This window comes from Micromonospora sp. IBHARD004 (genome assembly GCF_052814115.1).
Map to the genome: position 1 here is coordinate 3,689,281 of NZ_CP199934.1, position 26,507 is coordinate 3,715,787.

The 26,507-nt window shown below is 74.3% G+C and carries 22 protein-coding genes and 1 pseudogene; 9 read left to right on the forward strand and 14 right to left on the reverse strand.

What is annotated here, in order from left to right; genetic code table 11:
- Positions 1 to 40: 40 nt before the first annotated feature.
- Positions 41 to 1,663 (reverse strand): AMP-binding protein, encoded by a 1,623-nt coding sequence (locus ACTWO6_RS18050; protein WP_446214997.1) that lies wholly within the window; start codon positions 1,661 to 1,663, stop codon positions 41 to 43.
- A complete protein-coding gene (locus ACTWO6_RS18055; RefSeq protein ID WP_446214998.1) occupies positions 1,660 to 3,351 on the reverse strand; it encodes an AMP-binding protein in 1,692 nt (563 codons plus the stop codon). Before ACTWO6_RS18055 ends, ACTWO6_RS18050 begins: the two co-directional genes overlap by 4 nt.
- Before the next feature lie 137 nt (positions 3,352 to 3,488).
- On the opposite strand from ACTWO6_RS18055, the gene ACTWO6_RS18060 reads away from it, so the two are divergent.
- The 4 genes from ACTWO6_RS18060 to ACTWO6_RS18075 all read left to right on the forward strand — a co-directional run bounded on the left by ACTWO6_RS18060 (position 3,489) and on the right by ACTWO6_RS18075 (position 6,869).
- Positions 3,489 to 4,400 (forward strand): response regulator transcription factor, encoded by a 912-nt coding sequence (locus ACTWO6_RS18060; protein ID WP_446214999.1) that lies wholly within the window; start codon positions 3,489 to 3,491, stop codon positions 4,398 to 4,400.
- An 8-nt stretch (positions 4,401 to 4,408) separates the two neighbouring features.
- The gene (locus ACTWO6_RS18065) at positions 4,409 to 4,783 is read left to right on the forward strand and encodes a hypothetical protein (RefSeq protein ID WP_446215000.1); all 375 of its coding nucleotides are present in this window, start codon (positions 4,409 to 4,411) and stop codon (positions 4,781 to 4,783) included.
- A 190-nt stretch (positions 4,784 to 4,973) separates the two neighbouring features.
- Positions 4,974 to 5,807, forward strand: a complete 834-nt coding sequence (locus ACTWO6_RS18070) for an ArsR/SmtB family transcription factor (RefSeq protein WP_446215001.1) — start codon at positions 4,974 to 4,976, stop codon at positions 5,805 to 5,807.
- 615 nt (positions 5,808 to 6,422) lie between these two features.
- Positions 6,423 to 6,869: a hypothetical protein gene (locus tag ACTWO6_RS18075; protein WP_446215002.1), complete on the forward strand. Its 447-nt coding sequence runs from the start codon at positions 6,423 to 6,425 to the stop codon at positions 6,867 to 6,869.
- Positions 6,870 to 6,883: 14 nt separating this feature from the next.
- Here the strand turns inward: ACTWO6_RS18075 and ACTWO6_RS18080 are convergent, their stop codons facing one another.
- The 6 genes from ACTWO6_RS18080 to aceB all read right to left on the reverse strand — a co-directional run bounded on the left by ACTWO6_RS18080 (position 6,884) and on the right by aceB (position 15,326).
- Positions 6,884 to 7,573 carry an ankyrin repeat domain-containing protein gene (locus tag ACTWO6_RS18080; protein WP_446215003.1) on the reverse strand — a complete coding sequence of 230 codons (690 nt, stop codon included), beginning with the start codon at positions 7,571 to 7,573 and terminating at the stop codon, positions 6,884 to 6,886.
- 70 nt (positions 7,574 to 7,643) lie between these two features.
- A complete protein-coding gene (locus ACTWO6_RS18085; RefSeq protein WP_446215004.1) occupies positions 7,644 to 9,521 on the reverse strand; it encodes an L-lactate permease in 1,878 nt (625 codons plus the stop codon).
- 42 nt (positions 9,522 to 9,563) lie between these two features.
- Positions 9,564 to 10,973 carry a (Fe-S)-binding protein gene (locus tag ACTWO6_RS18090; protein WP_446215005.1) on the reverse strand — a complete coding sequence of 470 codons (1,410 nt, stop codon included), beginning with the start codon at positions 10,971 to 10,973 and terminating at the stop codon, positions 9,564 to 9,566.
- Positions 10,974 to 12,245: an FAD-binding oxidoreductase gene (locus ACTWO6_RS18095; protein WP_446215006.1), complete on the reverse strand. Its 1,272-nt coding sequence runs from the start codon at positions 12,243 to 12,245 to the stop codon at positions 10,974 to 10,976.
- The gene (locus ACTWO6_RS18100) at positions 12,245 to 13,717 is read right to left on the reverse strand and encodes an FAD-linked oxidase C-terminal domain-containing protein (protein ID WP_446215007.1); all 1,473 of its coding nucleotides are present in this window, start codon (positions 13,715 to 13,717) and stop codon (positions 12,245 to 12,247) included. The genes ACTWO6_RS18095 and ACTWO6_RS18100 overlap by 1 nt, the downstream gene beginning before the upstream one ends.
- 25 nt (positions 13,718 to 13,742) lie before the next feature.
- Positions 13,743 to 15,326, reverse strand: coding sequence for a malate synthase A (gene aceB / locus ACTWO6_RS18105; RefSeq protein ID WP_446215008.1), 1,584 nt, complete (start codon positions 15,324 to 15,326; stop codon positions 13,743 to 13,745).
- A 601-nt stretch (positions 15,327 to 15,927) separates the two neighbouring features.
- Here aceB and ACTWO6_RS18110 point away from each other — a divergent pair.
- From ACTWO6_RS18110 to ACTWO6_RS18120, 3 genes are all read left to right on the forward strand, one after another.
- Positions 15,928 to 16,416 (forward strand): hypothetical protein, encoded by a 489-nt coding sequence (locus ACTWO6_RS18110; protein WP_446215009.1) that lies wholly within the window; start codon positions 15,928 to 15,930, stop codon positions 16,414 to 16,416.
- Positions 16,417 to 16,506: 90 nt separating this feature from the next.
- Positions 16,507 to 17,157, forward strand: coding sequence for a class F sortase (locus ACTWO6_RS18115; protein ID WP_446220693.1), 651 nt, complete (start codon positions 16,507 to 16,509; stop codon positions 17,155 to 17,157).
- A gap of 61 nt (positions 17,158 to 17,218) precedes the next feature.
- Entirely contained in the window at positions 17,219 to 18,331 is a 1,113-nt protein-coding gene (locus ACTWO6_RS18120; RefSeq protein ID WP_446215010.1) for a magnesium and cobalt transport protein CorA, read from the forward strand.
- A gap of 19 nt (positions 18,332 to 18,350) precedes the next feature.
- Here the strand turns inward: ACTWO6_RS18120 and ACTWO6_RS18125 are convergent, their stop codons facing one another.
- Entirely contained in the window at positions 18,351 to 19,349 is a 999-nt protein-coding gene (locus ACTWO6_RS18125) for a phosphotransferase (RefSeq protein WP_446215011.1), read from the reverse strand.
- A gap of 325 nt (positions 19,350 to 19,674) precedes the next feature.
- Positions 19,675 to 20,445 (reverse strand): annotated as a pseudogene (locus ACTWO6_RS18130) (transposase); the annotation flags it as partial.
- 245 nt (positions 20,446 to 20,690) lie between these two features.
- Here ACTWO6_RS18130 and ACTWO6_RS18135 point away from each other — a divergent pair.
- Both ACTWO6_RS18135 and ACTWO6_RS18140 read left to right on the forward strand, forming a co-directional pair.
- Positions 20,691 to 21,461: an SGNH/GDSL hydrolase family protein gene (locus tag ACTWO6_RS18135; RefSeq protein WP_446215012.1), complete on the forward strand. Its 771-nt coding sequence runs from the start codon at positions 20,691 to 20,693 to the stop codon at positions 21,459 to 21,461.
- 57 nt (positions 21,462 to 21,518) lie between these two features.
- On the forward strand, positions 21,519 to 22,493 hold the full coding sequence (locus tag ACTWO6_RS18140; RefSeq protein ID WP_446215013.1) for a glycoside hydrolase family 6 protein: 975 nt from the start codon (positions 21,519 to 21,521) through the stop codon (positions 22,491 to 22,493).
- A 7-nt stretch (positions 22,494 to 22,500) separates the two neighbouring features.
- Here the strand turns inward: ACTWO6_RS18140 and ACTWO6_RS18145 are convergent, their stop codons facing one another.
- From ACTWO6_RS18145 to ACTWO6_RS18160, 4 genes are all read right to left on the reverse strand, one after another.
- Positions 22,501 to 24,666, reverse strand: a complete 2,166-nt coding sequence (locus ACTWO6_RS18145; RefSeq protein WP_446215014.1) for a bifunctional polysaccharide deacetylase/glycosyltransferase family 2 protein — start codon at positions 24,664 to 24,666, stop codon at positions 22,501 to 22,503.
- Positions 24,666 to 25,157 carry a hypothetical protein gene (locus ACTWO6_RS18150; RefSeq protein ID WP_446215015.1) on the reverse strand — a complete coding sequence of 164 codons (492 nt, stop codon included), beginning with the start codon at positions 25,155 to 25,157 and terminating at the stop codon, positions 24,666 to 24,668. Before ACTWO6_RS18150 ends, ACTWO6_RS18145 begins: the two co-directional genes overlap by 1 nt.
- 173 nt (positions 25,158 to 25,330) lie before the next feature.
- Positions 25,331 to 25,948 carry a DsbA family protein gene (locus ACTWO6_RS18155; RefSeq protein WP_446215016.1) on the reverse strand — a complete coding sequence of 206 codons (618 nt, stop codon included), beginning with the start codon at positions 25,946 to 25,948 and terminating at the stop codon, positions 25,331 to 25,333.
- A gap of 83 nt (positions 25,949 to 26,031) precedes the next feature.
- A complete protein-coding gene (locus ACTWO6_RS18160) occupies positions 26,032 to 26,223 on the reverse strand; it encodes a hypothetical protein (protein ID WP_446215017.1) in 192 nt (63 codons plus the stop codon).
- Between the last annotated feature and the right edge of the window lie 284 nt (positions 26,224 to 26,507).

Consider the following 26,507-nt stretch of genomic DNA (forward strand, 5'->3'; position numbering starts at 1 on the left):
CGGCCGCACGTGGGGCCGTCCGACCGGGAAGCGTAGAGCGTCAGCCCTCGCCCACCGCGCCCAGACCCTCGCGGCGCAGCTCGACCTTGCGGACCTTGCCGCTGACGGTCATCGGGAAGGCGTCCAGCACCCGGACGTACCGGGGGACCTTGTAGTGGGCCAGCCGGTCCCGGCAGAACTCCGCGACCTCCTCGACGGTCAGGGTGTCGTGCCCGTCGCGCAGGATCACGCAGGCCAGGATCTCCTCGCCGTACCGCTCGTCGGGGACGCCCACCACCTGCACGTCGGAGATCTTCGGGTGCCGGTAGAGGAACTCCTCGATCTCGCGCGGGTAGACGTTCTCCCCACCCCGGATGATCATGTCCTTGATCCGGCCGACGATGGTCAGGTAGCCGTCCTCACGCATCACCGCCAGGTCACCGGTGTGCATCCACCGCGCCGGGTCGATCGCCTCGGCGGTCTTCTCCGGCTCCTCCCAGTAGCCGAGCATCACCGAGTACCCGCGGGTGCACAGCTCCCCCGGCTCGCCCCGGGGCACGGTCACCCCGGTCGCCGGGTCTACCACCTTCACCTCGACGTGCGGCAGCACCCGCCCCACCGTGGCGGTGCGCCGGTCCAGGTCGTCGTCGTGCCGGGTCTGCGTCGACACCGGCGAGGTCTCGGTCATGCCGTAGCAGATCGACACCTCGGCCATGTTCATCTCGGCGATGACCCGCTTCATCACCTCCACCGGGCACGGCGAGCCCGCCATGATCCCGGTGCGCAGCGAAGACAGGTCGTAGCTCGCGAAGTCCGGCAGGGCCAGCTCGGCGATGAACATGGTCGGCACCCCGTACAGCGAGGTGGCCCGCTCGGCCGCGACCGCGCGCAGCGTCGCGGCCGGGTCGAAGGTCGGCGCCGGGATGATGACGCACGCGCCGTGACTGGTCGCACCGAGGTTGCCCATCACCATGCCGAAGCAGTGGTAGAACGGCACCGGCAGGCAGACCCGGTCCTGCTCGGTGTAGCGGACCAGCTCGCCGACGAAGTAGCCGTTGTTGAGGATGTTGTGGTGCGACAACGTCGCGCCCTTCGGGAACCCGGTGGTGCCCGAGGTGTACTGGATGTTGATCGGGTCGTCGCAGGAGAGCTGCGCCGCCCGCTCCGCCAGCCGCGCCGCCGGCACCCCCACCGCGCCACCGACCAGATCGTCCCAGCTCGACTCCCCGATGTACACGACCCGCCGCAACCCCGGGCAGACGTGCCGGACCTGCTCGATCATCGACCGGTAGTCGCTGGTCCGGTAGCTCGGCCAGGAGACCAGCAGGCTCACCCCGGACTGGTTCAGCACGTACTCCAGCTCGTGCCGCCGGTAGGCCGGGTTGATGTTCACCATGATCGCGCCGATCGCCGCGGTCGCGTACTGGACCAGCACCCACTCCGGGCAGTTCGGCGCCCAGATACCGACCCGGTCACCCTTGCCGACGCCCGCCGCGAGCAGGCCGCGGGCCAGCTCGTCCACCGCGCGGCCGAATTCGGCGTACGTCCACCGCCGGCCGCTGGGGCAGTCCACCAGCGCCTCCCGGTCCGGGTACGCCTCGACCGCCCGGGCCAGGTTCGCGCCGATGGTGTCGCCGAGCAGCGGGGCGTCGGAGATCCCGCTGGCGTAGGAGGGAAGGCTCACCGGAAGTCCTCCTCGCGGTACTCGCCGGCCGGACGGGCCTGCGCGTCGGCGTGCTTGTCCCGCTCGGCCGAGCGCAGCTCGGTCCGCCGGATCTTGCCGGAGATGGTCTTCGGCAGCTCGGCGAACTCCAGCCGCCGCACCCGCAGGTACGGCGCCAGCCGCTCCCGCGAGTACGCGAAGATCGCTCCCGCCGTCTCCTCCCCGGCCGCCCACCCGGGCGCGAGGACCACGTACGCCTTCGGCACGGCCAGCCGCACCGGGTCCGGCGACGGCACCACCGCCGCCTCGGCCACCGCCTCGTGCTCCAGCAGCACGCTCTCCAGCTCGAACGGCGAGATCCGGTAGTCCGACGCCTTGAACACGTCGTCGGTGCGCCCCACGTAGGTGAGCCACCCGTCGGCGTCGCGGGAGGCGATGTCGCCCGTGTGGTAGTAACCGCCGCGCATCGCGCTTCCGGTCAGCTCGTCGTCGCCGTGGTAGCCCACCATCAGCGCGGTCGGCCGGTGCGCCAGGTCGAGGCAGACCTCGCCGTCGTCGCCGGGCTCGCCGGTCACCGGGTCGAGCAGGCTCACCACGTAGCCGGGCAGCGGCCGCCCCATCGAGCCGGGCTTCACCGGCGCCCCGGGCGGATTGCCGATCTGCGCGGTCGTCTCGGTCTGCCCGTACCCGTCCCGGACGGTCACCCCCCAGGCCGCCTCGACCTGCTCGATCACCTCCGGGTTCAACGGCTCCCCCGCGCCCACCACGGTCCGCGGCGGGGTGCGCAGCTGGCTCAGGTCGGCCTGGATCAGCATCCGCCACACCGTCGGCGGGGCGCAGAAGCTGGTCACCCCGCACCGGTCCATCGCCGCCATCAGCCCGGTCGGGTCGAAGCGGGAGTAGTTGTAGACGAAAACCGTCGCGCCGGCGTTCCACGGCGCGAAGACGTTGCTCCAGGCGTGCTTCGCCCAGCCGGGCGAGGAGATGTTGAGGTGCACGTCGCCGGGGCGCAGCCCGATCCAGTACATGGTGGACAGGTGCCCCACCGGGTACGACGAGTGGGTGTGCTCGACCAGCTTGGGCCGGGCGGTGGTGCCGGAGGTGAAATAGAGCAGCAGGGGGTCGTCGGCCCGGGTCACCCCGTCGGGCGTGAACACGTCGGGCTCGTCGTACGCGTCGGCGTAGGGGTGCCAGCCGTCGACGGGTGCGCCGACCGCGATCCGGGTGTAGTCGCCGGGCACCTCGGCGAACTTGCCGGTGTGCTCCGCCCCGACCACCACGTGCCGGGCGGCGCCCCGCTCCAGCCGGTCGGCCAGGTCGGCGGGGCCGAGCAGCGGCGTCGCCGGGATGATCACCGCGCGCAGCTTGATCGCCGCCAGGATCGTCTCCCAGAGCTCCAGCTGGTTGCCGAGCATCAGGATCAGCCGGTCCCCCGCGCGCACCCCCTGGCCGCGCAGCCAGTTCGCCACCCGGTTGGAGCGGGCCGAGAGCTCCGTGTACGACCAGCGTCCCTCTCCCCCGTCGGCCTCGACGATCCAGAGCGCCGGGGTGTCGTTGCCCTCGGCGAGCACGTCGAACCAGTCCAGCGCCCAGTTGAACTCGGCCAGGCGCGGCCAGCGGAACTTCTCGTACGCGGTGTCGTAATCCTCGCGGTGCGCGAGCAGGAAGTCGCGCGCCTCGCGGAAGGCGTCGGTGCCGGCGGTGGCCATGGGGGTGTCCTTCCTGTCACCGGGCGCGCGGCCGGGCAGGGACGGCGCCGCGCGCAGTACCCTGATCCTCGGTCGGGTGACGCAGGTCTCACCACCCCCGGACGGGGGTGGCCACGGGACGCCCGGTCGCCGGGGAGGTGAGGACGCTGGAGCCGCTGTATCCGCGCGACGACGGCGACCCGATCCGTCGCGCCCTGCTGACCCTGCTGCGCGGCACCGGGCTGCCGGTGGCCTTCGGCGGCATGGTCCAGTCGGGTGGCCCGCCCCGGATGACTATCAGCGAGCTGGCCGGCACCACCACCGCCGCGCTGCGCGGCCTGGCCATCAACGCCGGCGCCGGCCTCGGCGGCAAGGCCCTCGCGCTCGGCCTCCCGCTGCGGGTCGACGACTACCCGCTGGCCCGCTCGATCAGCCACGAGTACGACGGCCCGGTCGCCGCCGAGGGGCTGCGCTCGGTCGTCGCCGTGCCGGTGGTGGTGCGCCGGGAGGTCCGCGCGGTGCTCTACGGCGCCGTCCGCCAACGGCTCGCCCTCGGCGACCGCCTCGTGGCCACCGCCGTGGACGCCGGCCGTGAGCTGGAACGACGGCTGACGGACCGGGATGCCGCCCGGGCCGCGCTCACCACCCTGCGGACGGCCGCCCCCCGACCGGCGGACCGGGGCCGTTCCCCCGGCTCGGTGCTGGATCCGGGTGCCGCCGGGCCGGACTGGGAAGAGGTCCGGCAGGCCCACGCCGAGCTGCGCGGACTGCTGCGCCGGATCGACGACCCGGAGCTGCGGGACCGGCTGGACGCGGTGGCCGACCGGCTCGCCGGCGCGGTGACCCGGCCCGAGGGCGGCGGGCCCGCTCCGGCGAATCCGCTCTCCCCACGCGAGACCGACGTGTTGGCCTGCGTGGCGCTGGGCTGCACCAACGCCGACGTCGCCGACCAGCTCGGGCTGCGACCGGAGACGGTGAAGAGCTATCTCCGCTCGGCGATGCGCAAGCTCGGCGCGCACACCCGCCTGGAGGTCGTGGTCGCCGCCCGCCGCGCCGGACTCCTCCCCTAGGCCCCGCGATGAGCTGGTGGCGGCGACGCGGCGCGGGCTGGATCCTGCTGGGCACGGTCCTGCTGATCGGCGCGGTGCCGGTGGCCCGGGACGTGCTCCGCCCCGACGACCAGCAGATCTCCGTCGAGGCGTACGACCGCACCGACGATCCGCAGGTGATCGTGGCGCACCTGCACAAGGACCCGGGGTACGTGGTGTCCCGGGTGGCGACCACCGAGGACGCCGGCTCGGTGGTCGTGGACGTCTCGGTGCGGCCGTCCCGGCTCTTCTGGTCCGGCGGCGACGAGGCGGCGGAGTGGCGGATCCGCATCCGGCTCGACCGCCCGCTGGCGGACCGGCAGGTGATCGACGGCCACGCCGGCGGCGCCATCCCGGAGCGGTGACCCGTCCCTCGACCGCTGCGGTGGCGTCCCTTGTTCTGACGCGGCACGTCACTACCTCTAGGGCATCCTAGGAGGCTAGCTCTCAGCCGCCTCGAAGCCGGGGGCGCCGGGAGGACTGGACAGGCAGCCACGTGGTTGCCTATTGTCTGAAGCGCAGCCAAACGGTTGCCTATTTGAGGACGGTGACAGGGTGGACGAGGTGTTCCGGGCACTGGCCGACGCCAGCCGGCGCCGGCTGCTCGACAGCCTGAACGCGCGCAACGGGCAGAGCCTGCGCGAGCTCTGCGCCGGGCTCGACATGACCCGGCAGTCGGTGAGCAAGCACCTGGCGGTGCTGGAGGCCGCCGGCCTGGTGACCACCACGCGGCGGGGCCGCGAGAAGCTACACCACCTCAACGCCGCTCCGATCAACGCCGTCGCCGACCGCTGGATCGGCCGGTACGACCGGGAGCGGGCGCGCGCCCTCGCCGACCTGCAGACAGCATTGGAGTCCGAGCCCATGCAGAACCCGACGTTCGTCTACACGACCTACATCAGGACCACCCCGGAACAGCTCTGGCGGGCGCTGACCGGGCCGGAGTTCACCCGCCGCTACTGGGGCGGCGTCACGCTGGTCTCCGACTGGCGGCCCGGCTCGCCGCTGCTCTGGCAGGACGCTCCGGACGCGGAGGCGAAGGACCTCGGCCAGCGGGTGCTGGCGGCCGAGCCGTACCGCCGGCTCTCCTACAGCTGGCACGGCTTCCAGCCGGAGCACGCCGCGCACTTCGGCTGGTCCGACGAGGAACTGGCCGCCCGCCTCTGCGAGCGCCGGTCCAAGGTCACCTTCGAGATCGAGCCGTACGGCGACACGGTCCGGCTGACCGTGACCCACGACGACTTCTCCCCCGACAGCGAGATGCACCGGGCGATCAGCGGTCAGCTCGACGGCAGCGGAGGCTGGCCGGAGCTGCTGGCCAGCCTCAAGACGCTGCTGGAGACCGGCGAGCCGCTGCCGGAGCCGGTCCCCGCCGCCCCGGCCGGCTGAGGACAACCGGCGGCGGGGACACGGGGCGATCAGCGGCGCGGGTCGGCCGAAGGCGAGCCGACGCCGGTCCGAACCGGGTCGACCGCCACAAGCCAGGCTCGGCCCGGTAGATCGCCAGGACCCGGTCGGCGCGTCATCCACAATCCACCACTCCAACGGCCTCACGGACTGACTGGACGGGGCCAGTCGACCGGGTTTGTGGCGCGGGACGGCGGGTAGCCGTCGCCTTCCGCAGGTGCGCCCATGCCCGCTGTGGCCCAGATCTCGTCACCGACGTCGACGGCCGGGAGATCGGAGCGATCGGCGCCGGTGGCGGCACCCCTGATCAGGACCATGAGGTCGCCACGGCCGCCCTCGGGGGGATGTAGCGAACGACCGGGGCGGCGCCTGAGGAGGAACGGGGCGGCGGGCCCGCGGACATGAGGAGTACGCGGATTGTGGTTCTACCCCAGCAAGAGGACCACCGCCTCATGCCAGTGCTGTCCGCCGACCGGGTCTGGACCGGTGTCACGACCACCGAAGACGGGCGGATATTCGTCAGCTTCCCGTCCGCGGACGGTCCCGGCCTCCAGGTAGCGGAGGCCAGGCCCGGCGGCCGGTTCGCCCCCTATCCGAATGCGGGGTGGAACCAGGCCCGCAGACGACCACGACCCGGTCGGGGCGTTCGTCTGCGTCAACGGGCTGCGGACAGGTCCCGACGGGCGGCTCTGGGTCGTTGACGCCGGCGCCCCCGGCATCGGCCTACCCGCCGTCGCCGGCGGCGCGCGGCTGATCGCGATCGATCTCGCCATCGACGCGGCCGGCACGATCTACCTCAGCGACGTGGAACAACGCCGGATTCTCACCATCACGCCCGACCGGCAGGTCGACACCCTCGTCGCCGATCCGCGCCTGATCTGGGGCGACGCGATGTGGATCGACGGATCAGGGCACCTCTGGATCCCGGCCGCCCAGCTCAACCGGACCCCGGGACTGGCCGGTGGTGCGCGGTCCGTCGATTACCCCGTCTGGATCTACAAGCTGAAGATCGATGCCACCCCGCCCACCCACGATCACCCCTGAACCGAGGGCGCCCGCTACGTCGGGCGCGACGCCAACCAGGCGATGAGCTCCTCGTTACCGCTGGTCCTGGCCACGTCGGCGGCGGTCTGCCCCGACCAGGGCGCCGGCCACCGCGGTGACGCGCCGCGCGCGACCAGAAGCTTCGCGGTGCCGAGCTGACCGGCGCGACAGGCGTTCCAGAGCGGAACGTTCAGGTCGGTCGCGTCCTCGGCGAGACGGGCGACGACGGGCAGCAGGCCCACCGCGGCGGCGTGCCACAGCTCGGTGCGGGCGCCCCGCGCCACCAGTCGGCGCGCCGCGCGCCACTGCCCGTAGCCGACCGCGCTGGACAGTGGCGGGCCGCCGTCGATCGACGAGCCGGGAGCCTCGACGTCGGCGCCGGCGTCGAGCAGCGCGTCGACGAGTACGACATCGTCGTTGCTGGCCGCCCAGTGCAGGGGCCGCTCGACGTGCCACATCCCCACCGCCGGCGCCTCGAGTGGCGCGCCCGCGGCGACGAGCACCCGGACGGTCTCGGCCGCCCGAGGGCGTTGCCCGGGCGCGTCGGCCAGCAGGTGCAGCGGTGATCGCAATCCGCCGTCGCGGTCCTGCACCGGCTCGGTGGCGAGGTGCGGATGCTCGCGCACCAGGCGGGCCAGCCGTTCGACCTCACCGTCGACGATCGCGGCGGTCAGCTCGGCGGCGAGCGGCTCGTCGTCACGCATGCCTGCCATCCTCCTCCCCACGGTGGCGGCCCGGGCCCCTCGCCGGCGCCCGGACCGCCGCACCGTCCGGTCAGGGCACCATCCAGTCGAGCACCGGCGAGCCCTGCAACGCGACCAGCGCGCACATGAACAGCAGCAGGAGCAGGCTCCAACCGAAGACCTTGCGGAAGATCTCCCCCTCCCGGCCGGCCATCCCGACCGCGGCGGCGGCGATCGCCAGGTTCTGCGGGCTGATCATCTTGCCGAGCACGCCGCCGGAGGAGTTGGCCGCCGCCAGCAGCACCGGGTCCAGCCCGGCCCGGGCCGCGGTCTGCACCTGCAACGCCCCGAACAGCGCGTTGGCGGAGGTGTCCGAGCCGGTCACCGCGACCCCGATCCAGCCGAGGATCGCCGAGAGGAAGACGAACGCCCCGCCGGCCGCGGCGAGGAACGCGCCGAGGGTGTTGGTCTGCCCCGACTGGTTCATCACGTACGCCAGGGCGAGCACCGCCATCACGGTGACGATCGCGTACCGCAGCTCGACGTAGGTGCGGCCGTACGCGCGCAGCGCCCGGCCGGCCGAGACCCGCAGCACCAGCGCGGTGAGGATGCCGGCGAGGATCATCAGCGTGCCGGCGGCGGGCAGCCAGTTGAGGGTGAACGTGACCGACGACAGCGGCTTGCCGTTGCCGCCCAGGATGTCCAGGCCGGGCCAGCCGAACTTCACCGTCCACGGCTCCGTCGCCAGGGCGTCCTTCACCGCCCCGAGATTGGCGACGGAGAAGATCGCGATGATGATCAGGTAGGGCGCGTAGGCGCGGACCACCTCGGCCGGGGTGTCGGCGAGCCGCCGTCCGCCCGCCGTCGCGGCGCGAGCCTGGTCCGCCGGCCGGGGCGCCAGGTCGTCGCCGTCGGTGCGATGCCGCCCGACGGGAGCGGTCGCGTCGATGCGGGGGTCACCCGATGGGGTCTCCCCACCCGGTCCGTCCAGGGCGGGCGCGGCGGTGGTCGTACCGGAGCGACTGGCGGCGGCGGCGCGGACCGTGCCGGGATCGGCCAGCTCGGCCTCGGCGGGCCCCCTGGCAGCGGGCACGGCCGCCGGCTCGCGGCCCAGGTCGGCGGGGGTGACCGGGCGCCAGACGCGGACCAGCAGCACCACGGCGGCGGCCGAGACCAGCGCGGCGACGATGTCGGTCAGCGGCACCGAGATGTAGTTCGCCGCGACGAACTGCGCCAGCCCGAAGCTCACGCCGGCGACCAGCGCGGCCGGCCAGGTCTGCCGGATGCCGCGGCGCCCGTCGACCAGGGCCACCAGCATCAGCGGCACGACCACCGCGAGGATCGGGGTCTGCCGGCCGACCATCGCGCCGAGGGTGTCCACGGTGAGCCGGGAGTCGTCGTTCGCGCCGGAGGTGACGCTGGCCAGCGTGACGATCGGGGTGGCGAGCGCGCCGAAGGCCACCGGCGCGGTGTTGGCCAGCAGCGACACCGAGGCGGCGTGGATCGGGCGGAAGCCGAGCGCCATCAGCATCACCACGGTGATCGCGACCGGGGTGCCGAAGCCGGCGAGGGCCTCCAGCAGCGCGCCGAAGCAGAACGCGATGATGATCGCCTGGATCCGCATGTCCGGGCTGACCCGTTCGAAGGAGCGGCGCAGCACGTCGAAGTGTCCGCTCTCGACGGTGAGGTTGTAGACCCAGATGGCGTTGATGACGATCCACAGGATCGGGAAGAAGCCGAACGCGGCGCCCTCGGTGGCCGAGAGCAGGGCCTGCCCGACCGGCATGGCGTAGACGGCGACCGCCACCACCAGCGCGACCGCGAGGGAGATCAGCCCGGCCAGCCAGGCCTTGACCTTCAGCACCCCGAGCAGGACGAAGAGGGTGAGCAGGGGCAGGACCGCGAAGATGGCCGAGAGCGCGACGGAGTCACCGACGGGATCGGTGACGACTCTGAACTGGTCGAACATGGGTCACCTCGACGCTTGGGGACGGTGGGGGTGGGTTCGGCCCTACAGCAGCTCCTCCACCGGACGGGCGCGGAGGGAGGCGTCGAGGACCTGGGCGGTGTGCGCCAGGGCGATGTCGCCCCCGGCGCGGGTCACCGAGGCGGCGACCTGCATCAGGCAGCCGGGGTTGGCGGTGACGAGCAGCCGCGCCCCGGTGGCCAGTACGGTGCGGGCCTTGCGGTCGCCGAGTTCGGCGGCAGGCCCGGGGTGGAGCACGTTCCAGATCCCGGCGGAGCCGCAGCAGATCTCCGGGTCGGCGATCTCCCGCAGCTCCAGCCCGGGGATGTCGCGCAGCAGCCGGCGGGGCTGCGCGCGGACGCCCTGGGCGTGGGCGAGGTGGCAGGCGTCGTGGTACGCCACGGTCACCGGCAGCGGGTGCCGGGTGGCGACCGGGCCCAGCTCGTCGAGGAGTTCGGACAGGTCGCGGACCCGGCCGGCGAAGTCGGCGGCGAGCGCGGCGTAGCGGGCGTCGTCGCGCAGCAGGTCGCCGTACTCCTTGAGGGTGGAGCCGCAGCCGGCCGCGTTGACCACGAAGAAGTCGATGCCGGCGGCGGCGAACGTGTCCAGCGTCCGGCGGGCGAAGCGCCGTGCCTCCGCCTCGCGTCCGTTGTGCACGCTCAGCGCGCCGCAGCAGCCCTGCCGGTCGGGCAGGATGACCACGTCGCAGCCCTCGGCGGCGAGGACCCGGGCGGTGGCCGCGTTGACCTCGGGGAAGAACGCGGACTGCACGCAGCCGGTGAGCATGCCCACCACGGCCCGCCGGGCGCCGACCGCGGGCACCCGCTGCGGCGGGCGCGTGGCCCGGCCGAGCCGGGGCGCGAGCGACTCCAGCGCCGCGAGGGTGGGCGCGAGCCGGGGCAGCAGCCCGGTCCGCCGGACCAGGCGCCGCAGCCCGCTGGCCTGGTACGCGCGCAGCGGCCCGCGCAGCAGCCGCAGCCGCCGCGGGTACGGGAAGAGGGCGAAGATCGCCGCGCGCAGGGCCCGCTCGCGGGGGCCGCGGGTGTGCCGGCGTTCGACCTGCTGGCGGGTGTCCTCGATGAGCCGGTCGTAGCGCACCCCGGAGGGGCAGGCGGTGACGCACGACATGCAGCCCAGACAGCGGTCGAAGTGGGCGACCATCGAGTCCGACAGCGGCTCGCCCTCCAGGCCCTCCTTCATCAGGTAGATCCGCCCGCGCGGCGAGTCCGCCTCCTCGCCCCACAGCACATAGGTGGGGCAGGAGGGCAGGCAGAAGCCACAGTGCACGCAGTCCGAGACCAGCTCGGCGGCGGGCGGGTGGTGCGCGTCGAAGGCTCCCTCGCCGGGCGGGCGGGCGGCCAGGCCGAGCACGTCGCGCGGTCCGCTGGCCGGGAAGGTGCCGCCGGGCGAGGTGACCGGGGCCGGACGGTCGTCGGGCTGCTGGGGGATGGTCATTCAGATCCCTCCCACGAATCGGCCGGGCGCGAGCCGGGCGTCCGGGTCGAAGCGCTGCTTGACCCGGCGCATCAGCGTCAGGCCGTCGACCGGCCCCCACAGGTCGACCCGGTCCTGCACGGGCGGGGGCGCGGTGAGCACCACGGCGTGCCCGGCGACCGCGGCGGTCGCCGTCCGCAGCGCGTCGACCAGGCCGGCGACCCGCTCCGGGTCGGCGGTGCCGGGCACCCCGGCGTGGAGGACGCCGACGCCGGCCGAGCCGCGCAGCGCGAGCGGCAGGCCGTGCCGGTCGGCCGCCGCGCGGGCGTCGGCCAGCAGTCCCGGTACGCCGGAGAGCGCGGCGGTCAGCTTCAGCCCGGTGTCCCCGCCCCGCCACGGGTACCGGCCCCAGCCGTCGGGGGCCCGGTCCGCGGCGGTGGCGTCGGCGCCGAGCAGCCGCCGGGCGGCCTCGGCGCGGGCGGCCACCCCGGCCGGGGTGCCCTCCAGCAGCACGGTCACCGCCGCTCCCCCACCGGGCGGCGCGTCCACCTCCAGCGCGGCGGGCACGAGCTGCGCGGCGCGTACCGCGCCGGCCAGCCGGCCCGCCTCGGCCGCGTCGCCGACCCGGCGGGTGACGTACGCGACGGCGGCCGGCAGCGGGTGCAGCCGGAACGCGCACTCGGTGACCAGCCCGAGCGTGCCGTACGCGCCGGTGACCAGCTTGGCCAGGTCGTAGCCGGCGACGTTCTTGACCACCTTGCCGCCGGCGTGCGCGACCACCCCGTCGGCGCGGACCAGGGTGACCCCGATGAGCAGGTCCCGCGCGGTGCCGTAGAGCATCCGGCGGGGGCCGGTGGCGTTGGTGGCGACGGCCCCGCCGATCGTGCCGCCGGGCAGCGGCGCGTCGAGGGCGAGCTGCTGGCGGGCGCCGGCCAGGGTGGCGGCCAGCTCGTCGAGGCGGGTGCCGGCCCGGACCACGGTGATCAGGTCACCGGCGGCGTGCTCGACCACGCCGGCCAGCGCGGTGGTGTCGAGGATCAGGTCGAGGCGGCGCGGTGGGCTCCCCCAGTCCTGCCGGGTGCCGCCGCCCCGGACGGTGACGGCCAGGTCGAGGTCGGCCGCCGCCCGCAACAGGGCCGCGGCCTGGGCGGTGTCGCGGGGCGCGGCGACGTACCGGGCCGGCACCCCGGCGATGGTGTCCTGCTCGTCGGCGGCCCGGACGGAATCCGGGCCGGGCGGCCCGCCGCCGGCCGCGGCGGCGCGGAGCCGGTCGAGGACCCCGTCGGCGGGCATCAGAAGACCTCCGCCAGGCCGGCCTCCTGCGCGGGGTGGGCCCCACTGCGTCTCCCGGGGACCTCGCCGCAGAGCCGGGGCGTCGGGAAGACCTTGCCCGGGTTGGCCAGCCCGGCCGGGTCGAACGCGCAGCGCAGCAGCTGCATGGTGTCCAGGTCGTCGTCGGTGAACATCCGCGGCATGTACTTCGCCTTGTCCATGCCGACCCCGTGCTCGCCGGTGATCGACCCGCCGTGCCGGACGCAGAGGTCGAGGATCGCGCCGGAGACCTCCTCGGCGCGTTCGGTCTGCCCGTCGACGGACGCGTCGAAGAGGACGAGCGGGTGCAGGTTGCCGTCGCCGGCGTGGAAGACGTTGGCGACCCGGATGCCGCGTTCGGCGGAGAGCTCGCCGATGCGGCGCAGCACCTCGGGCAGGGCGGTGCGCGGGATCACCCCGTCCTGGACGATGTAGTCGGGGCTGATCCGCCCGACGGCGGCGAACGCGGACTTGCGGCCCTTCCAGAACAGCGCCCGCTCGGCGTCGTCGACGGCGATCCGGATCTCGAACGCCCGGTTGTCCCGGCAGAGCCGCTCGACCTGGTCGAACTGGGCGGCCACCTCCGGTTCCGGCCCGTCCAGCTCGACGATGAGCACGGCGCCGGCGCCGGCCGGGTAGCCACAGTGCACGGCTGCCTCGGCGGCGGAGATGGCGAGGGCGTCCATCATCTCCACCGCCGCCGGCACCACCCCGGCCGCGATGATCGCCGAGGTCGCCGCGCCGGCCTGGTCGGTGCTCTCGAAGGCGGCGAGCAGCGTCCGCACCGACTCGGGCAGCCGGGTCAGCCGCACGATCACCTCGGTGGCGATGCCGAGGGTGCCCTCCGAGCCGACGAACGCGCCGAGCAGGTCGTAGCCGGGGGCGTCGGGGGCGCGGCCGCCGAGGCGTACCCGATCGCCGTCGGGGGTGACCAGCTCGACCCCGGTGACGTGGTTGGTGGTGAAGCCGTACTTGAGGCAGTGCGCGCCGCCGGAGTTCTCCGCCACGTTGCCGCCGATGGAGCAGATCTGCTGGCTGGACGGGTCGGGCGCGTAGTACCAGCCGTGCGGGTTCGCGGCCCGGCTGACCGCCAGGTTGATCACGCCCGGCTGCACCACGGCCCGCTCGTCGGAGGGCGCGACCTCCAGGATGTCCCGCATCCGCGAGGTGACGATCAGGACCCCGTCGGCGTGCGGCAGCGCGCCGCCGGAGAGCCCGGTGCCGGAGCCGCGGGCCACGAACGGCACGCCGGCGGCGACGCAGGCCCGGACCACCGCGGCGCACTGCGCGGCGTCGGCCGGCAGCGCCACCAGCGCCGGCACGACCTTGTACTGGGCCAGCCCGTCGCACTCGTAGGTGCGCAGCTCCTGCCGGTCGCTGATCACCCGGTCGGCGCCGATGGCGGCCCGCAGCGCAGTGGCGAGGGCGGCCAGGTCCGTCGTGGTCGTGCTCATCGCACACCTCCGCGTCGGTCGTCGGTCAGGGCATCCGTTCGTACGCGGGCACGGTGAGGAAGTCGGCGAAGTCGTCGGCGACGGCGACCTCCATGAACAGCGCCCGGGCGTCGGCGTAGTCGCCCGGGTCGCCGGGGAGTCTGCCGATCTCCTCGTCGGCGATCCGCTCGACCAGCTCCCGGGTGACCCGCTCGCCGGTGTCGTCGAGGGTGACGTCGTTGTGCAGCCACTGCCAGACCTGGCTGCGGGAGATCTCCGCCGTGGCGGCGTCCTCCATCAGGTTGAAGATGGCGACCGCGCCGGAGCCGCGCAGCCAGGCGGCCAGGTACTGCACGCCGACGCTGACCGCGTTGCGCAGCCCGGTCTCGGTGTGCGGTCCCGGGGTGGCGTGCACGGACAGCAGGTCGGCGGCGGCGACCCGGACGTCGTCGCGGGTGCGGTCGAGCTGGTTCGCCCGGTCGCCGAGGACCCGGTCGAAGACCTCCCGGCAGATCGGCACCAGGTCCGGGTGGGCGACCCAGGAGCCGTCGAAGCCGTCGGTGGCCTCGCGGGTCTTGTCGTCGCGGACCTTCGCCAGGGCGGTCTCGTTGACCTGCGGGTCGCGCCGGCTGGGGATGAACGCGGCCATCCCGCCGATGGCGTGCGCCCCGCGCCGGTGGCAGGTCCGCACCAGCAGCTCGGTGTACGCGCGCATGAACGGCACGGTCATGGTCACCGAGTTGCGGTCGGGCAGCAGGAAGTCCGCGCCCCGGGTGCGGAACTTCTTGATCACGCTGAACATGTAGTCCCACCGGCCGGCATTCAGCCCGGCGGAGTGCTCGCGCAGCTCGTAGAGGATCTCGTCCATCTCGAACGCGGCCGGGAACGTCTCGATCAGCACGGTGGCCCGGATGGTGCCGCGCGGGATGCCGAGCCGTTCCTGGGCGGCCAGGAAGACGTCGTTCCACAGCCGCGCCTCGAGGTGGCTCTCCATCTTGGGCAGATAGAAGTAGGGGCCGGCGCCCCGGTCGAGCTGCCGGCGGGCGCAGTGGAAGAAGTAGAGCCCGAAGTCGACCAGGCTGCCGGAGGTGCGCTCGCCGTCGACCAGGATGTGCTTCTCGGTGAGGTGCCAACCGCGGGGACGGACCACGATGGTGGCCAGTTCGCCGTCGTGCAGCGCGTACTGCTTGCCCTCCGGGGAGGTGAAGTCGAGCTTGCGGTCGATGGCGTCGCGCAGGTTGAGCTGCCCGGAGACGACGTTCTCCCAGAGCGGGGTGTTGGCGTCCTCGTGGTCGGCCAGCCACACCTTCGCGCCGGAGTTCAGCGCGTTGATGGTCATCTTCGCGTCGGTCGGGCCGGTGATTTCGACGCGGCGGTCGACCAGGCCGGGCGCCGGCTCGGCGACCCGCCAGTCGGCCTCGCGGATCTCCCGGGTCCCGGGCAGGAAGTCCAGCAGCGCGCCGTCGGCCAGCTCGGCCTCGCGTCGCCGCCGGCGGTCGAGCAGGTCCCGGCGGCGCGGGTCGAAGGCGTGGTGCAGATCGGCGAGGAAGGCCAGCGCCTCCGGGGTGAGGATCTCGTCGTACCGGGGGTGCATCGGTCCCGTGACCTCGACGCCCGCAGGGTTGGCCATCGACTCGCTCCTCACCGTGACATGTGTCGCGATCTATCCGGTGTGCTCCTGCCGACTGTAGTTCTCGCCGGTCGGGCCCCGACCTGAGTGACGGCACAGTCGCCGGGAGCGGTCGGCCCGGTGCGGCGAACGGTGCCTTCCGGGCGGCGAGCGGCAGGTCGGGATGGAGATCCTCCACTGTGGATACGCCGCGCCCGGCCACGGTCACCCACCGCCGGTCACGTCGGCGGGCGCGAGCCGGCTCCGCCCGGGCACCGGCCGGCGGGCGCACCCGGGGCCGCCGGGCTCCTCGCCGGGGTTTCGGACATTGAGGACAGGAGCGGTCGCACCGGGCGCATGGCCGCGGCGGCCCGAGCGGGCACGAACCGGACGGACGCCCCACGAGGGACCACGAGCGCCGGGCGTTACGGGCGGTCCTGGGTGGGCATTTCCGCAGCTCCCCGGCGGGAGGGGGAACACGTGACGGCAACGAAGATTTCTCATTTACACCGGACGGGCACCCCAACCCTCCTAGTGTTGGCCACACCGGTGCTAGTCACGGAGTTGGCCACCCGAACAACGTCCCACGCAGACAGCGGACGAAAAGTGAGGGAAGACGCGCATGAAGGCACAGTCAATTCTCGGATCGGCGGCGCTCGGCGTGGGCCTCGGCACACTCCTGCTCCCGGCCGCCGCGCTCGCGCAAACCACGACCGTCTCACCAGCGACCACCCCGGTCGGCGGGACCGTCGTGCTCACCACGACCTGCAACCCGAAGGTGGGTGACGCGATCTTCCGGGTCACCGGGCCCAACCGGGATCAGAACGTCCGCTCCACCACCGCGGCGGCCGGCGGCGGCCTGAGCGCCGAACTCTTCACCGCCGGGTTCACCCTCGGGACGTACACGGTCACGACGACCTGCGGCGACGGCAGCAACGGCGGCACCGCGCAGTTCACCGTCACGCCGATCGGCGGCGCCCCGGCCGGCGCCGGCGGCCACGGGCCGGACACCGGCGTCCTCGTCGCGGGCGGCGCGCTGGCCGCCGGGGCCGTCGCCGGGGGGACGTACGTGCTGCTGCGCCGCCGGCGCCGCGCCTCCGTCGTCGCCTGAGGCGTCGCCACACACCATCCCTTGTGCGAGGGTGCCCGCGCCGGCGTGACCGGTGCGGGCACCGCGCCCACGTCGGACGGAGGTGGGAACCTGTCGCCGCAGCGCAACCCCGAGCGCGGGCCGTCGCGGGCCCGCACCGCCGCGGTGGTCGCGGCCGTCACGCTGACCGGCGCGACCGGGGCCGGGCTGGTCGCCGCCGGCCTGGGCACCACGTCCGTCCGGCCGCCCCAGCCGGGCGCCTCGGCCGCCCCTACCGGCGAACGTTCCGGCTCGCCCGGGCCGGTGCTGCCCCGGTCCGAACCGGTCCGGATCACCGTCCCCCGGATCGGCGTCAACGCCGAGATCGTCCCGGTGGCCACCGACAGCGACGGCGCCCTGGAGGTGCCGCCGCTGGACCGGCCCGAGGTGGCCGGCTGGTACCGCCACGGCGCCACCCCCGGCGAAGCCGGCAACGCGGTGCTGGTCGGGCACGTCGACTCGCAGACCGGTCCGGCGGTCTTCTTCGACCTCGGCCGGCTCCGGCCCGGCGACGTCGTCCAGGTCACCCGCGCCGACGGCCGACAGGCCACGTTCACCGTGGACGGTGTCGGGGCGTACCCGAAGGAGCGGTTCCCCACCGACCGGGTCTACGGCGGCGACGCGGCGGCCCGGCTGCGGCTGATCACCTGCGGCGGCCGGTTCAACCCCCGCACCGGCAACTACCCGGACAACATCGTCGTCTTCGCCACGGCCACACGCTGACCGCGCCGACGGCACGTGCCGTACGGTAGGCCGTCAGTTCCCGGCGGGGCGGAGGTGCGCGGTGGACCGGACGGCGGTACGGACCCGGCGGGGGCCGCGGCTCCCCGCCCTGCTCGGCCGGCTGCTCGGCCGCCCGGCCGACGAAGCGGCCCCGCCCGCCGCCCGACGGTCCAACCCGGACGCCGTGGTCGACTGCGCCGTCTACGTCAACGGTCGGCGGGAGCCGGGGCGGCCACACTACGCCGACGCGTACGCGCGCAGCCGCCGCACCCGGCGCTCCTTCGTCTGGCTCGGGCTGCACGAGCCGGGGGCGGCGGTGATGGCGGCGGTCGGCCGCACCTTCGGGCTGGACGAGCTGAGCGTGGCGCAGGCCCTCGCCGACGGGCACCGCCCCACCGTCCAGCGGCACGGCGACGTCACCCTGCTGGTGCTGCGCACCGCGAGCTACGTCGAGCACACCGAGCTGACCGACACCTCCGAGGTGATCGACACCGGAGACGTGATGGTCTTCCTCGGCGACCGCTTCGTGATCACCGTGCGGCACGGCGCGGCCGGCGCCCTCGCCCCGGTCCGGGAGGACATCCAGCGCCGCCCGGGGGTGCTGGCCGAGGGGCCGTGGGCGGTGGCGTACGCGGTCTGCGCCCGGATGGTGGAGCTGTACCTGGAGGTCTCCGGGCACCTGGAGCGGGACCTGGAACGCGTCGAGGAGAGCGTCTTCGCCCGCGACCGCGGCGCCGACATCCAGCACATCTACCAGTTCAAACGCGAGGTGGTGGAGTTCAAGCGGGCGGTGCTGCCGTTGCAGGCGCCGCTGCGCAGCCTCGTCGAGCAGCGCGACGGCGGGCCGCCGCCGGCGTTGCAGCGCTGGTTCGTCGACGTGGAGGGCCGGCTGACCCGGGCGGTGGACCGGATCGGCGGGTACGACGACCTGCTCAACTCGATCCTGCAGTCCCGGCTGGCGCAGCTCGCCGTGGACCAGAACAACGACATGCGCAAGATCGCCGCCTGGGCGGCGATCGCCGCCACCCAGACCGCGGTGGCCGGCATCTACGGCATGAACTTCGCCCACATGCCCGAGCTGGACTGGCGCTACGGCTACCAGGGGGTCCTGCTGGTGATGGCCCTGGCCGCGGTCACCCTGTACCGGTTGTTCCGCCGCTCCGGCTGGCTCTGACCCGCGTCCCCGGCGACGGTCAGGGCCTGGCGAGATCGGCCAGCTCCCGGTCGAGCAGCTCGGCGAGCCGGGCGCTCCGGCCCGGATGCGACCCGGCCGTCATGCCACGGCTGGGCATCTCCACGGTCATCAGCAGGTAGAGGTGCAGCCGGTAGAGGCCCAGCCGGCGGCGGGCCCCGGCGTCCAGCGGGTACGGCGTCACCGTCCGGTACCCGCGCAGGAACGGGTCGTCCGGCTCGTCCTCGGTACGCCGGAACAGCAACGGCGACACCAGATCCAGCAGCGGGTCGCCGTGCAGGTGGCGCTCCCCGTCGACCAGGCCGCTGAGCCGGGGCGCCCCGTCCGGGCCGGGCACGGCGAGGACGTTGCCGGCCCAGCCGTCGAAGTGCAGCAGCGCCGGGCGGCGTACCGCGTCGAGGACGTGCGCGTGCCGGTCGACCAGCTCCCGGATCCGCCGCGCCGGCACGGGCAGCGGCACCCGCCAGTCCGCCGCGTCGGCGAGCAGGTCGTCCAGCATCGCGGTGAACGCGGCCCGCCAGGTGGCGCCGCCGGCACGGTCACCGTCGTAGCCGTACCGGTCGCCGGTCACCCGGTGCAGCGCGGCGAGTGCGGCCCCGAACTCGGCCCGGGCCCGCCGCGTGTCCACGCCGGCCCCGGCGAGGTCGTGCAGGGTGCGGCCCGCCAGCAGGCCGGTGAGCAGCCAGTCCCCCAGCTCCGGGTCGCTGCCGTGGTGCAGCAGCGGCGGGACCGGAACGGTGGGCGCCTGCGCGGCGACCCGGCGCAGGTAGCGGGCCTCGGCGGCGATCAGGCCACGCTCGTACCGCAGCAGCGGCACCTGCGGCGGCGGCCCGACCTTGAGGACGACGGTGCGCCGGTCGTCCAGGCTCACCCACCACACCGCGGCGAAGCCGCCGCCGTCGAGCGGCCCGCAGTCGGTCACCCGAGGCGACGGGCCGAGGGACGCGGCGACGTACCGGCGGACCTGCTCGGGGTCGAGGCGGCGTCGGGTGGGGCTCATCCGGCACCAGGCTAGTGCGGTGTCCACTAACGTTCACCGGGTTTGCGGTGGGTGTTGTGGATCCTCGCCCTGAAGGGCGAGCGACTCCCCACCGGTGGTGGGGCGGGCCTCCGCGGGCCAACTGATCCTCGCGCCGCCCTGGTGGGCGGCGGGGGTCACGCCGGGACCGGCCGGCACCGGGCAGGTGCCGGCCGGCTCGACGGTGCGTGACCACCTGCGGCAGCACAACCGCTGCCGGGGTGGTGGATCCGCCGCCCGGGGTGCGGGTGGCGATGCTGGCGACCGCGACGAGGTCGCGGTGGCCGGAGAATGCGCAGTGCGGGCAGGACAACGTCCTGCCACGGGGTTTCGGCACCCGCCTTCCGCAGGCGGGGCAGGTGGACGAGGTGCCTCGCTCGTCGACCAGCCGGACGGTGATACCGGCCAGCGCGGCCTTGTCGGTGAGGACCTGCAGGAGCCGTCCGATCTGCCACTGCCGCAACCGCAGGTTGTGCCGCCGCCCGGTAGGAAGGTCCAACACCCCGCGGGGGTCGCCGACGTGCAGGACACCGACCCGCTGCTCCACCGCCCACGACATGACGGTGCGGGCGGCTTCATGCTGGGCCTGACGTACCCTGCGCCGGTGCCGGTCCTCCACCAGTCGTGCCCGACGCCGGTACTGCCGCCACCGCCGCGACCCCTTCTGACCAGGTTTCGGCGCCCGACGGGCCACGGCACGGCGGCGGGCCTTGGTGTCGGCCAGGTGCATGCGGTGTTCGGCGCGGATCGCCCGCCCGGACACCAACAACCCCTCCCCGCCGGGGCCGGCCACCGCGTAGGGGTGGATGATCCCCAGGTCCACCCCGGCCACCCGGGCCGGATCCGGCTCCTCGCCGGGCGGGTAGACCGCCACCGGCACCTCGGCGGTGACGTCGAGGAACAGCCGACCGCCCTCGCACAGCAGGGTGATCGAGCGCACCCGTGGAATCCAGTTCCGCGAACGTGCCCGGCCCCGACGCGGCCAACTCCCGGCATAGCTGCTGATAGCCGACCAGTGGCGCGTCGCCACGGCGGTGGCGCCACGTGTTGGCCTCCAGCACACACGCCCACAGGTCACCGGCGGAGCGCAGCAGCCCGAAACACCGGCGCCGCTGCCCGGGCGTCACCCGCAACGCGACGCGCGGTGCGGTGCACGACCCGCGGGGCGGCGGGATCCCGACGACGAGGCACGAACCGAAGCCAACACCACCAGTACAACACTTTCCCAACCCCGACCACCCGGCCAACGTTTGTGGTCAGAGCACTAGCAGCCGCGGTGGGCGTCCGGTGTCCCGGGCGCGGGACCGCCCTAAGCTGGCGACCATGTTGTGGCAGCGGTACGTGGCGATCGGCGACAGCACCACCGAGGGGCTGGACGACCCGGACGACGCGGGCGGCTACCGGGGCTGGGCGGACCGGTTCGCCCTGGCGGTGGCCCGCGCGCAGGGCGGCCTGGAGTATGCCAACCTGGCCATCCGCGGTCGTACCACCGCGCGGATCCGGGCCGAGCAGCTGCCGGTGGCGCTGGAGCTGGCGCCGGACCTGGCCACTGTGGTGGCCGGGATGAACGACGTGCTCCGGCCGTCGTTCGACGCGGACCGGATCGCCGAGGACGTCGGCGCGATGCAGCGGGCCCTGGTCGGCCAGGGCGCCACCGTGCTGACCTTCACCCTGCCCGATCCGGCGCCGGTGATGCCGCTGGCCCGGCCGCTGCGCGGCCGGGTGGTGGCGCTCAACGCGGCAGTCCGGGCGGTCACCACCGAGACCGGCGCCACCCTGCTGGACCTGGGGGCGCACCCGGTCGCCTCGGACCCGCGCCTGTGGAGCGACGACCGGCTGCACGCCAACAGCGCCGGGCACGAGCGGATCGCCGCCGCGCTGGCGCACACCGCCGGCCTGCCCGGCTACGACGACTCGTGGTCGCACCCGCTGCCCGTGCCCGCCCGGCGGCCCCGCCACGAGGTGGTCCGGGCCGAGCTGGCCTGGACCCGGCGGCACCTGCTGCCCTGGCTGGCCCGGCACCTGCGCGGCCGGTCCTCCGGGGACGACCGGGTGGCCAAGCGCCCGGTGCCGCTGCCGGTGGAGCTGCCGTAGCGGCGGCGCGGTCGCGGCAGCGCTGCGCCGGAGAGCGGGGGCGCATAGGTTGGCCGGATGGGCGTCCCTCTGCTCGCCGGTGCTCTCGCCGCCGCGCTCCTCGCGACGCTCGGCGGCTGCGGCGAGGGGGACGAGGCGTACGCGCCGCTGCGCCACCCGTTCCGCGGCGCGCGGCTGCTGGTGGACACGGACAGCCCGGCGGCGCACTGGCGGCGCGACCATGACGCCGCCTGGCTGGACCCGATCGCCGGCACCCCGCAGGCGCGCTGGCTGACCGGCCCGGCGGAACTGCCCGACCTGGCCGAGGTGCTGGCCGCCGCCCGCAGCCAGGGCGCGCTGCCGGTGGTGGTGATCTATCACGTCCCGAACCTGGACTGCGCCGGTGGCGGCGCCCGGGACGCCACGGCGTACGCGCGCTTCATCGACCAGGTGGTCGACGCACTCGGCGACCAGCGGGCGGCGGTGATCCTCGAACCGGACGCCGTCGTCGCCGAGTGCTTCACCGACGCCCGGGCGGAGCTGCTGTCCCGCGCGGTCCGGGTGCTGGCCGACGCCGGTCACCACGTCTACCTCGACGCCGGCCACCCGCGCTGGCGCGGTCCGCAGGAGACCGCCGAGCGGCTGCGCCGGGCGGGCGTCGCCCGGGCGGAGGGCTTCTCGGTCAACGTCTCCAACCGGCAGTCCACGGCGGACAGCCACCGTTGGGGCCTGGCGGTGTCCGACCTGGTCGGCGGCCGGGAAATGGTCATCGACACCTCCCGCAACGGGCTGCCGGCGCCGCCCGACGACCGGTGGTGCAACGCCACGCCGCAGGCGCTGGGCGTACCGCCGACCACCGATCCCCGCCTGGAGCGGGTGGCGGCGCTGCTGTGGGTGAAGAGCCCCGGCGAGTCGGACGGCCCGTGCGGTCGGGGCGAGCCCGCCGCCGGGGTCTTCTCCCCGGCGCAGGCCCGTGCGCTGATCGCGGCGGCGCCCTGGCTGCCGGCGGCGGCCCGGCGGGCGGCCCGGACCGCGACGGCGCCGCTCACCTGATCCGCCGTCATCCGGCCGTCGGCTGGGCCACCACCTCCCCGGTACGGCGCAGCTTCTGCCACTTCAGCGCGCCCCCGCTGAGCGCGGTGACCACCGAGTGCACCAGGACCAGGTACATGACCTGGCGGTAGACGAACTGCTGCAACGGCAGCGCCCAGAGCGGACGCAGCGGTTCCCGGTCGAGGCGGAACGCGAGGATCGCGGTGATCACCTGGAGGGTCAGGACGGCGAGCCACGCGACGACGGTCTCCACCCGGTCGAGGAAGAACAGCCCGTAGACGGCGAAGATGTCCACCACCGGCGCGAGCAGCGGCAACAGCACCGAGAAGAGGGCGATGAACGGCAGGCCGCGCCGGCCGAAGCGACCGGAGGGACCGCGCTCGATCAATGCCCGCCGGTGCCGCCAGAGCGCCTGCATGGTCCCGTAGCTCCACCGGTAGCGCTGCCGCCACAGCTGCGGCAGGGTGCTCGGCGCCTCGGTGCGGGCCACGGCCGTCTCCTCGTACACGACCCGCCAGCCGGCCCGGTGGATGCCCATGGTGAGGTCGGTGTCCTCCGCGAGCGTCGCCCGGCTCAGCCCGCCGGCGCCGTGGACGGCCTCCCGACGGAACGCGCCGAGGGCGCCGGGGATGGTGGGCATGCAGCGCAACGTGTCGTAGAGCCGCCGGTCGAGGCTGAAGCCGATGACGTACTCGATGTGCTGCCAGCGGCCGATCAGCCGACGGCGGTTGCCGACCTTGACGTTGCCGGCGACGGCCCCGACCCGCGGGTCGGCGAAGGGCTGCACCAGGCGGTGGATGGCGTCGGGGTCGACGACGGTGTCGGCGTCGACCATGACCAGCAGGTCGTGCCGGGCCAGCGCAACGCCGGCGTTGAGCGCGGCGGCCTTGCCGCCGCCGGGCACCCGGACCACCCGGACGTCCGGCAGCCCGAGCCGCTCCACCTCCGCCGCGGTGCCGTCGTCGGACTCGTCGTCGACGACCAGCACCTCCACGCCGGGGTGACGTCCCGACGCCAACGACCGCACCGCCGCCGCGATGGTGGTGCGCTCGTTGTACGCGGGCACGATGACCGTGACGGGGTCGTTCACCTCGCCACCCCAGGACCAGGTCGGGGCACGGCGCCGCCGGGCGTGTCGGACGGCGTAGCCGAAGAGCAGGATGGTGCGGGCCAGCGTGAGCAGGCCGACGACGATCAGCAGCAGCCAGAGCCCGCGTACCGTGGCGTCGGCGATCCGCACCGCCCACACGAGCAGGCCGCCCTGGAACCTGTCGCCGGTGGAGGCGGCAGCGGCGGCCGGCCAGCCGAGGCCGCCGGACACGGTGGTGAAGCGGTAGCCGCGGGCCTGCATCTCGGGGATGAAGCGGTCCAGGGCAGCCACGGTCTGCGCGCGGTCGCCGCCGCTGTCGTGCAGGAGGACGACCGCGCCCCGGTCCCCCTTCGGGGTGGAGTTGCGGACGATCGCGTCCGGGCCGGGTCGGGCCCAGTCCTGACTGTCGGTGTCCTCGAAGACGGTGACGTAACCCCACCGGCCGGCGTCCCGGACGATCGGCCAGTCGGCGTCGTCGACGGCGTCGACCCCGCTGGAGTACGGCAGCCGGGCCAGCGGCGTGCCGACCCCGGTGGTGTACCCGATGACCGCCTCGGTCTGGGAGTACTCCAACCGGCGCCGCCAGGACGGCAGGTCGGTCAACTCCGGGTGGGTGAAGGTGTGGATGCCCAGCTCGTGACCCTCGCGGATCATCCGCCGGGTGATGTCCGGGTGCCGGCTGACCTGGGAGCCGAGGACGAAGAACGTGGCCGGCACGTGGTGCCGGGCGAGCACGTCGAGGACCCGCGGTGTCCACACCGGATCCGGGCCGTCGTCGAAGGTGAGCGCGATGGTCCGCGCCGGCATCCGGCGCGCGTCGAGCCGCCCGCTCCGGAAGTCGACGACCGTTCCGCCGTCGCGTACCGCCGCCGGCACCGACGCGGCGCTCTCCGGCCCGGTGCGCTGGTTGTCCGGGGTGAAGCGCGAGTTGGCGTACGCGCCGACGGCGAGCACGTTGACCAGGATGAAGGTGGCCACCGCGGCGAACATCCACCGCTGGCGGCCCCGCCTACGCTGTCGGGTGTTCTTCGGTGGCGGGGGGTCGAGGTCGCCGATCCGCTGCCCGCCGCGCCAGAGCGCCATCAGGCGGGCACCCGCAGTCCGAGGGCCTCCGCGCCCTGGCTCGCCCAGAGCGCCACGATCAGGAGCAGGGCCAGCAGCACCACTGCGGAGACGACGCGGCGGAGCGTCCGCGCCCGCCGCCCGGAGCCATCCACGAAGATGGCCGCGGTGACGTCGGGGGCCTGGAGCATCTGGGTGGCGCCGTCGATCCCGGCCCCGTCGGGCGGATCGGGCAGCGGCGCCACTCCCCGGACGGGCCCGGGCCCGCTGGTCGGCGGCGCCGAGCCGGACGGAAGCGGAGCCACGCCGGTGGGCGCCGTGACCGGGGGCTGCGGCGGTGGCGGGGCGCCGCCCGGCGCGGCGACGGCCGCCACGCCGACGTCCGACGCGGCAGCGGTGTCGGCGCCGGGCGGTGTCGCCCTTCCCCGGGCGACGGGTGGTCCGTCAGTCCGCGATGGCCCCCGCGCGAAGCGGCCGGGCATGGAGATTCTGGCGACATACCGCTTCTTCATGTCCTCACGCTACGCAGGATCTTCGTCCCACGCATGATCAACTAAGCGGTCGCTCAACGCGCGGTGGTTCCGCCGACGCGCCGTCCGTAATGGATCATCTCGTGGCCATTGTGCTCCGAGCGGCCGTGGCGACAGGATGCGCGGTGAGCCGCCAGCCACGCCCCGCCCACCACTCAGTGCTCGATCGGCCGGCGGGTACGCCCCCGCTTCAGCTCGAAGAAGCCGTCGGTGCCGGCGACCAACAGCACGCCGTCCCAGAGCCGCCCGGCGTCCTCGCCGCGCGGGATCGGCGCGACCACCGGCCCGAAGAAGGCGGTGCGCCGACCGGCGTCGTCGGTGAGGTGGATGGTGGGGGTGCCCAGGTCCTCGCCGACCGGTTCCAGCCCGGCGCGGTGGCTGGCCAGCAGCGCCTCGTCGTGCTCTGTGGAGCCGGCCGCGTCGGCCAGCTCGACGGGGAGTCCGACCTCGGTCAGCGCCGCGACGTACAGCTCGCGGCCGATCGGGGCCCGGTCGTCGTGGATCCGGGTGCCCAGCGCGGTGTAGAGGTCGCCCAGCACCTCGTTGCCGAACTTCTGCTCGGCGGCGATCGCCACCCGGACCGGGCCCATGCCGGGCTTCAGCCACTCCCGGTACCACTCCTCCAGCCCCTCGCGCCCCTCGTTGAGCACGGAGAGGCTCATCACGTTGAACCGGATCCGCACGGCGCGGACCCGCTCCACCTCCAGCAGCCAGCGGGAGGCGTTCCAGGCCCACGGGCAGCGCGGGTCGAACCACATGTCGGCGTTCGTCATCGTCGTCTCGGTCCTTCCTGAGCGGTTACGAGACGACGGTAGGCAGCGTATCGGCCCATCGTGAGAGCCGATCAAGACCCCGATCATTGGGCCAATCGACGCTCCGGGCGCTGCCGGGCGTGTTCCCGTCCGACCGCGGCGTGCAGCCGCTCGGCGTCGTCGATGCGCCGGCGCAGGTCCTCGGTACGCCGGCCGACCGCCTCGTACTCGCGGAGCCGGTCCACAGCCTCGGCGAGCCGTCGCTCGCTCTCCTCGTCCGCGTCGCCATTGCACACGCCCGGCGCAACGCCCGACCCGGGCCCGTCCCGGCCTCCTGATCGTCGCGCGGTGGCGCCCGACTGACGGGGCGTAGGCTGGGGTCATCCCGGAATCGACGACATCCCACTCTCGAGGTGGCCGCCACGCCGGACCCACCCAGGGGACGTCATGTCCGTACCGCACCGTGCCCGGACCGCAGCCGCCGACCTGACCGACGCATCCCGCCAGTCGCGGAGCTTCCGGTGCCGTACCGGTGCCACCCCTACGCTCCCCCGCGGCCGCTGGGTGGCCCCCGGTCGAC

Excerpts from the sequence above, each read along its gene's own strand:
- ACTWO6_RS18055 (WP_446214998.1), bottom strand. The coding sequence starts at position 3,351 with ATGGCCACCGCCGGCACCGACGCCTTCCGCGAGGCGCGCGACTTCCTG.
- ACTWO6_RS18065 (WP_446215000.1), top strand. The coding sequence starts at position 4,409 with ATGAGCTGGTGGCGGCGACGCGGCGCGGGCTGGATCCTGCTGGGCACG.
- ACTWO6_RS18075 (WP_446215002.1), top strand. The coding sequence starts at position 6,423 with ATGCGGGGTGGAACCAGGCCCGCAGACGACCACGACCCGGTCGGGGCG.
- ACTWO6_RS18080 (WP_446215003.1), bottom strand. The coding sequence starts at position 7,573 with ATGCGTGACGACGAGCCGCTCGCCGCCGAGCTGACCGCCGCGATCGTC.
- ACTWO6_RS18085 (WP_446215004.1), bottom strand. The coding sequence starts at position 9,521 with ATGTTCGACCAGTTCAGAGTCGTCACCGATCCCGTCGGTGACTCCGTC.
- ACTWO6_RS18090 (WP_446215005.1), bottom strand. The coding sequence starts at position 10,973 with ATGACCATCCCCCAGCAGCCCGACGACCGTCCGGCCCCGGTCACCTCG.
- ACTWO6_RS18095 (WP_446215006.1), bottom strand. The coding sequence starts at position 12,245 with ATGCCCGCCGACGGGGTCCTCGACCGGCTCCGCGCCGCCGCGGCCGGC.
- ACTWO6_RS18100 (WP_446215007.1), bottom strand. The coding sequence starts at position 13,717 with ATGAGCACGACCACGACGGACCTGGCCGCCCTCGCCACTGCGCTGCGG.
- aceB (WP_446215008.1), bottom strand. The coding sequence starts at position 15,326 with ATGGCCAACCCTGCGGGCGTCGAGGTCACGGGACCGATGCACCCCCGG.
- ACTWO6_RS18110 (WP_446215009.1), top strand. The coding sequence starts at position 15,928 with ATGAAGGCACAGTCAATTCTCGGATCGGCGGCGCTCGGCGTGGGCCTC.
- ACTWO6_RS18125 (WP_446215011.1), bottom strand. The coding sequence starts at position 19,349 with ATGAGCCCCACCCGACGCCGCCTCGACCCCGAGCAGGTCCGCCGGTAC.
- ACTWO6_RS18135 (WP_446215012.1), top strand. The coding sequence starts at position 20,691 with ATGTTGTGGCAGCGGTACGTGGCGATCGGCGACAGCACCACCGAGGGG.
- ACTWO6_RS18140 (WP_446215013.1), top strand. The coding sequence starts at position 21,519 with ATGGGCGTCCCTCTGCTCGCCGGTGCTCTCGCCGCCGCGCTCCTCGCG.
- ACTWO6_RS18145 (WP_446215014.1), bottom strand. The coding sequence starts at position 24,666 with ATGGCGCTCTGGCGCGGCGGGCAGCGGATCGGCGACCTCGACCCCCCG.
- ACTWO6_RS18150 (WP_446215015.1), bottom strand. The coding sequence starts at position 25,157 with ATGAAGAAGCGGTATGTCGCCAGAATCTCCATGCCCGGCCGCTTCGCG.
- ACTWO6_RS18155 (WP_446215016.1), bottom strand. The coding sequence starts at position 25,948 with ATGACGAACGCCGACATGTGGTTCGACCCGCGCTGCCCGTGGGCCTGG.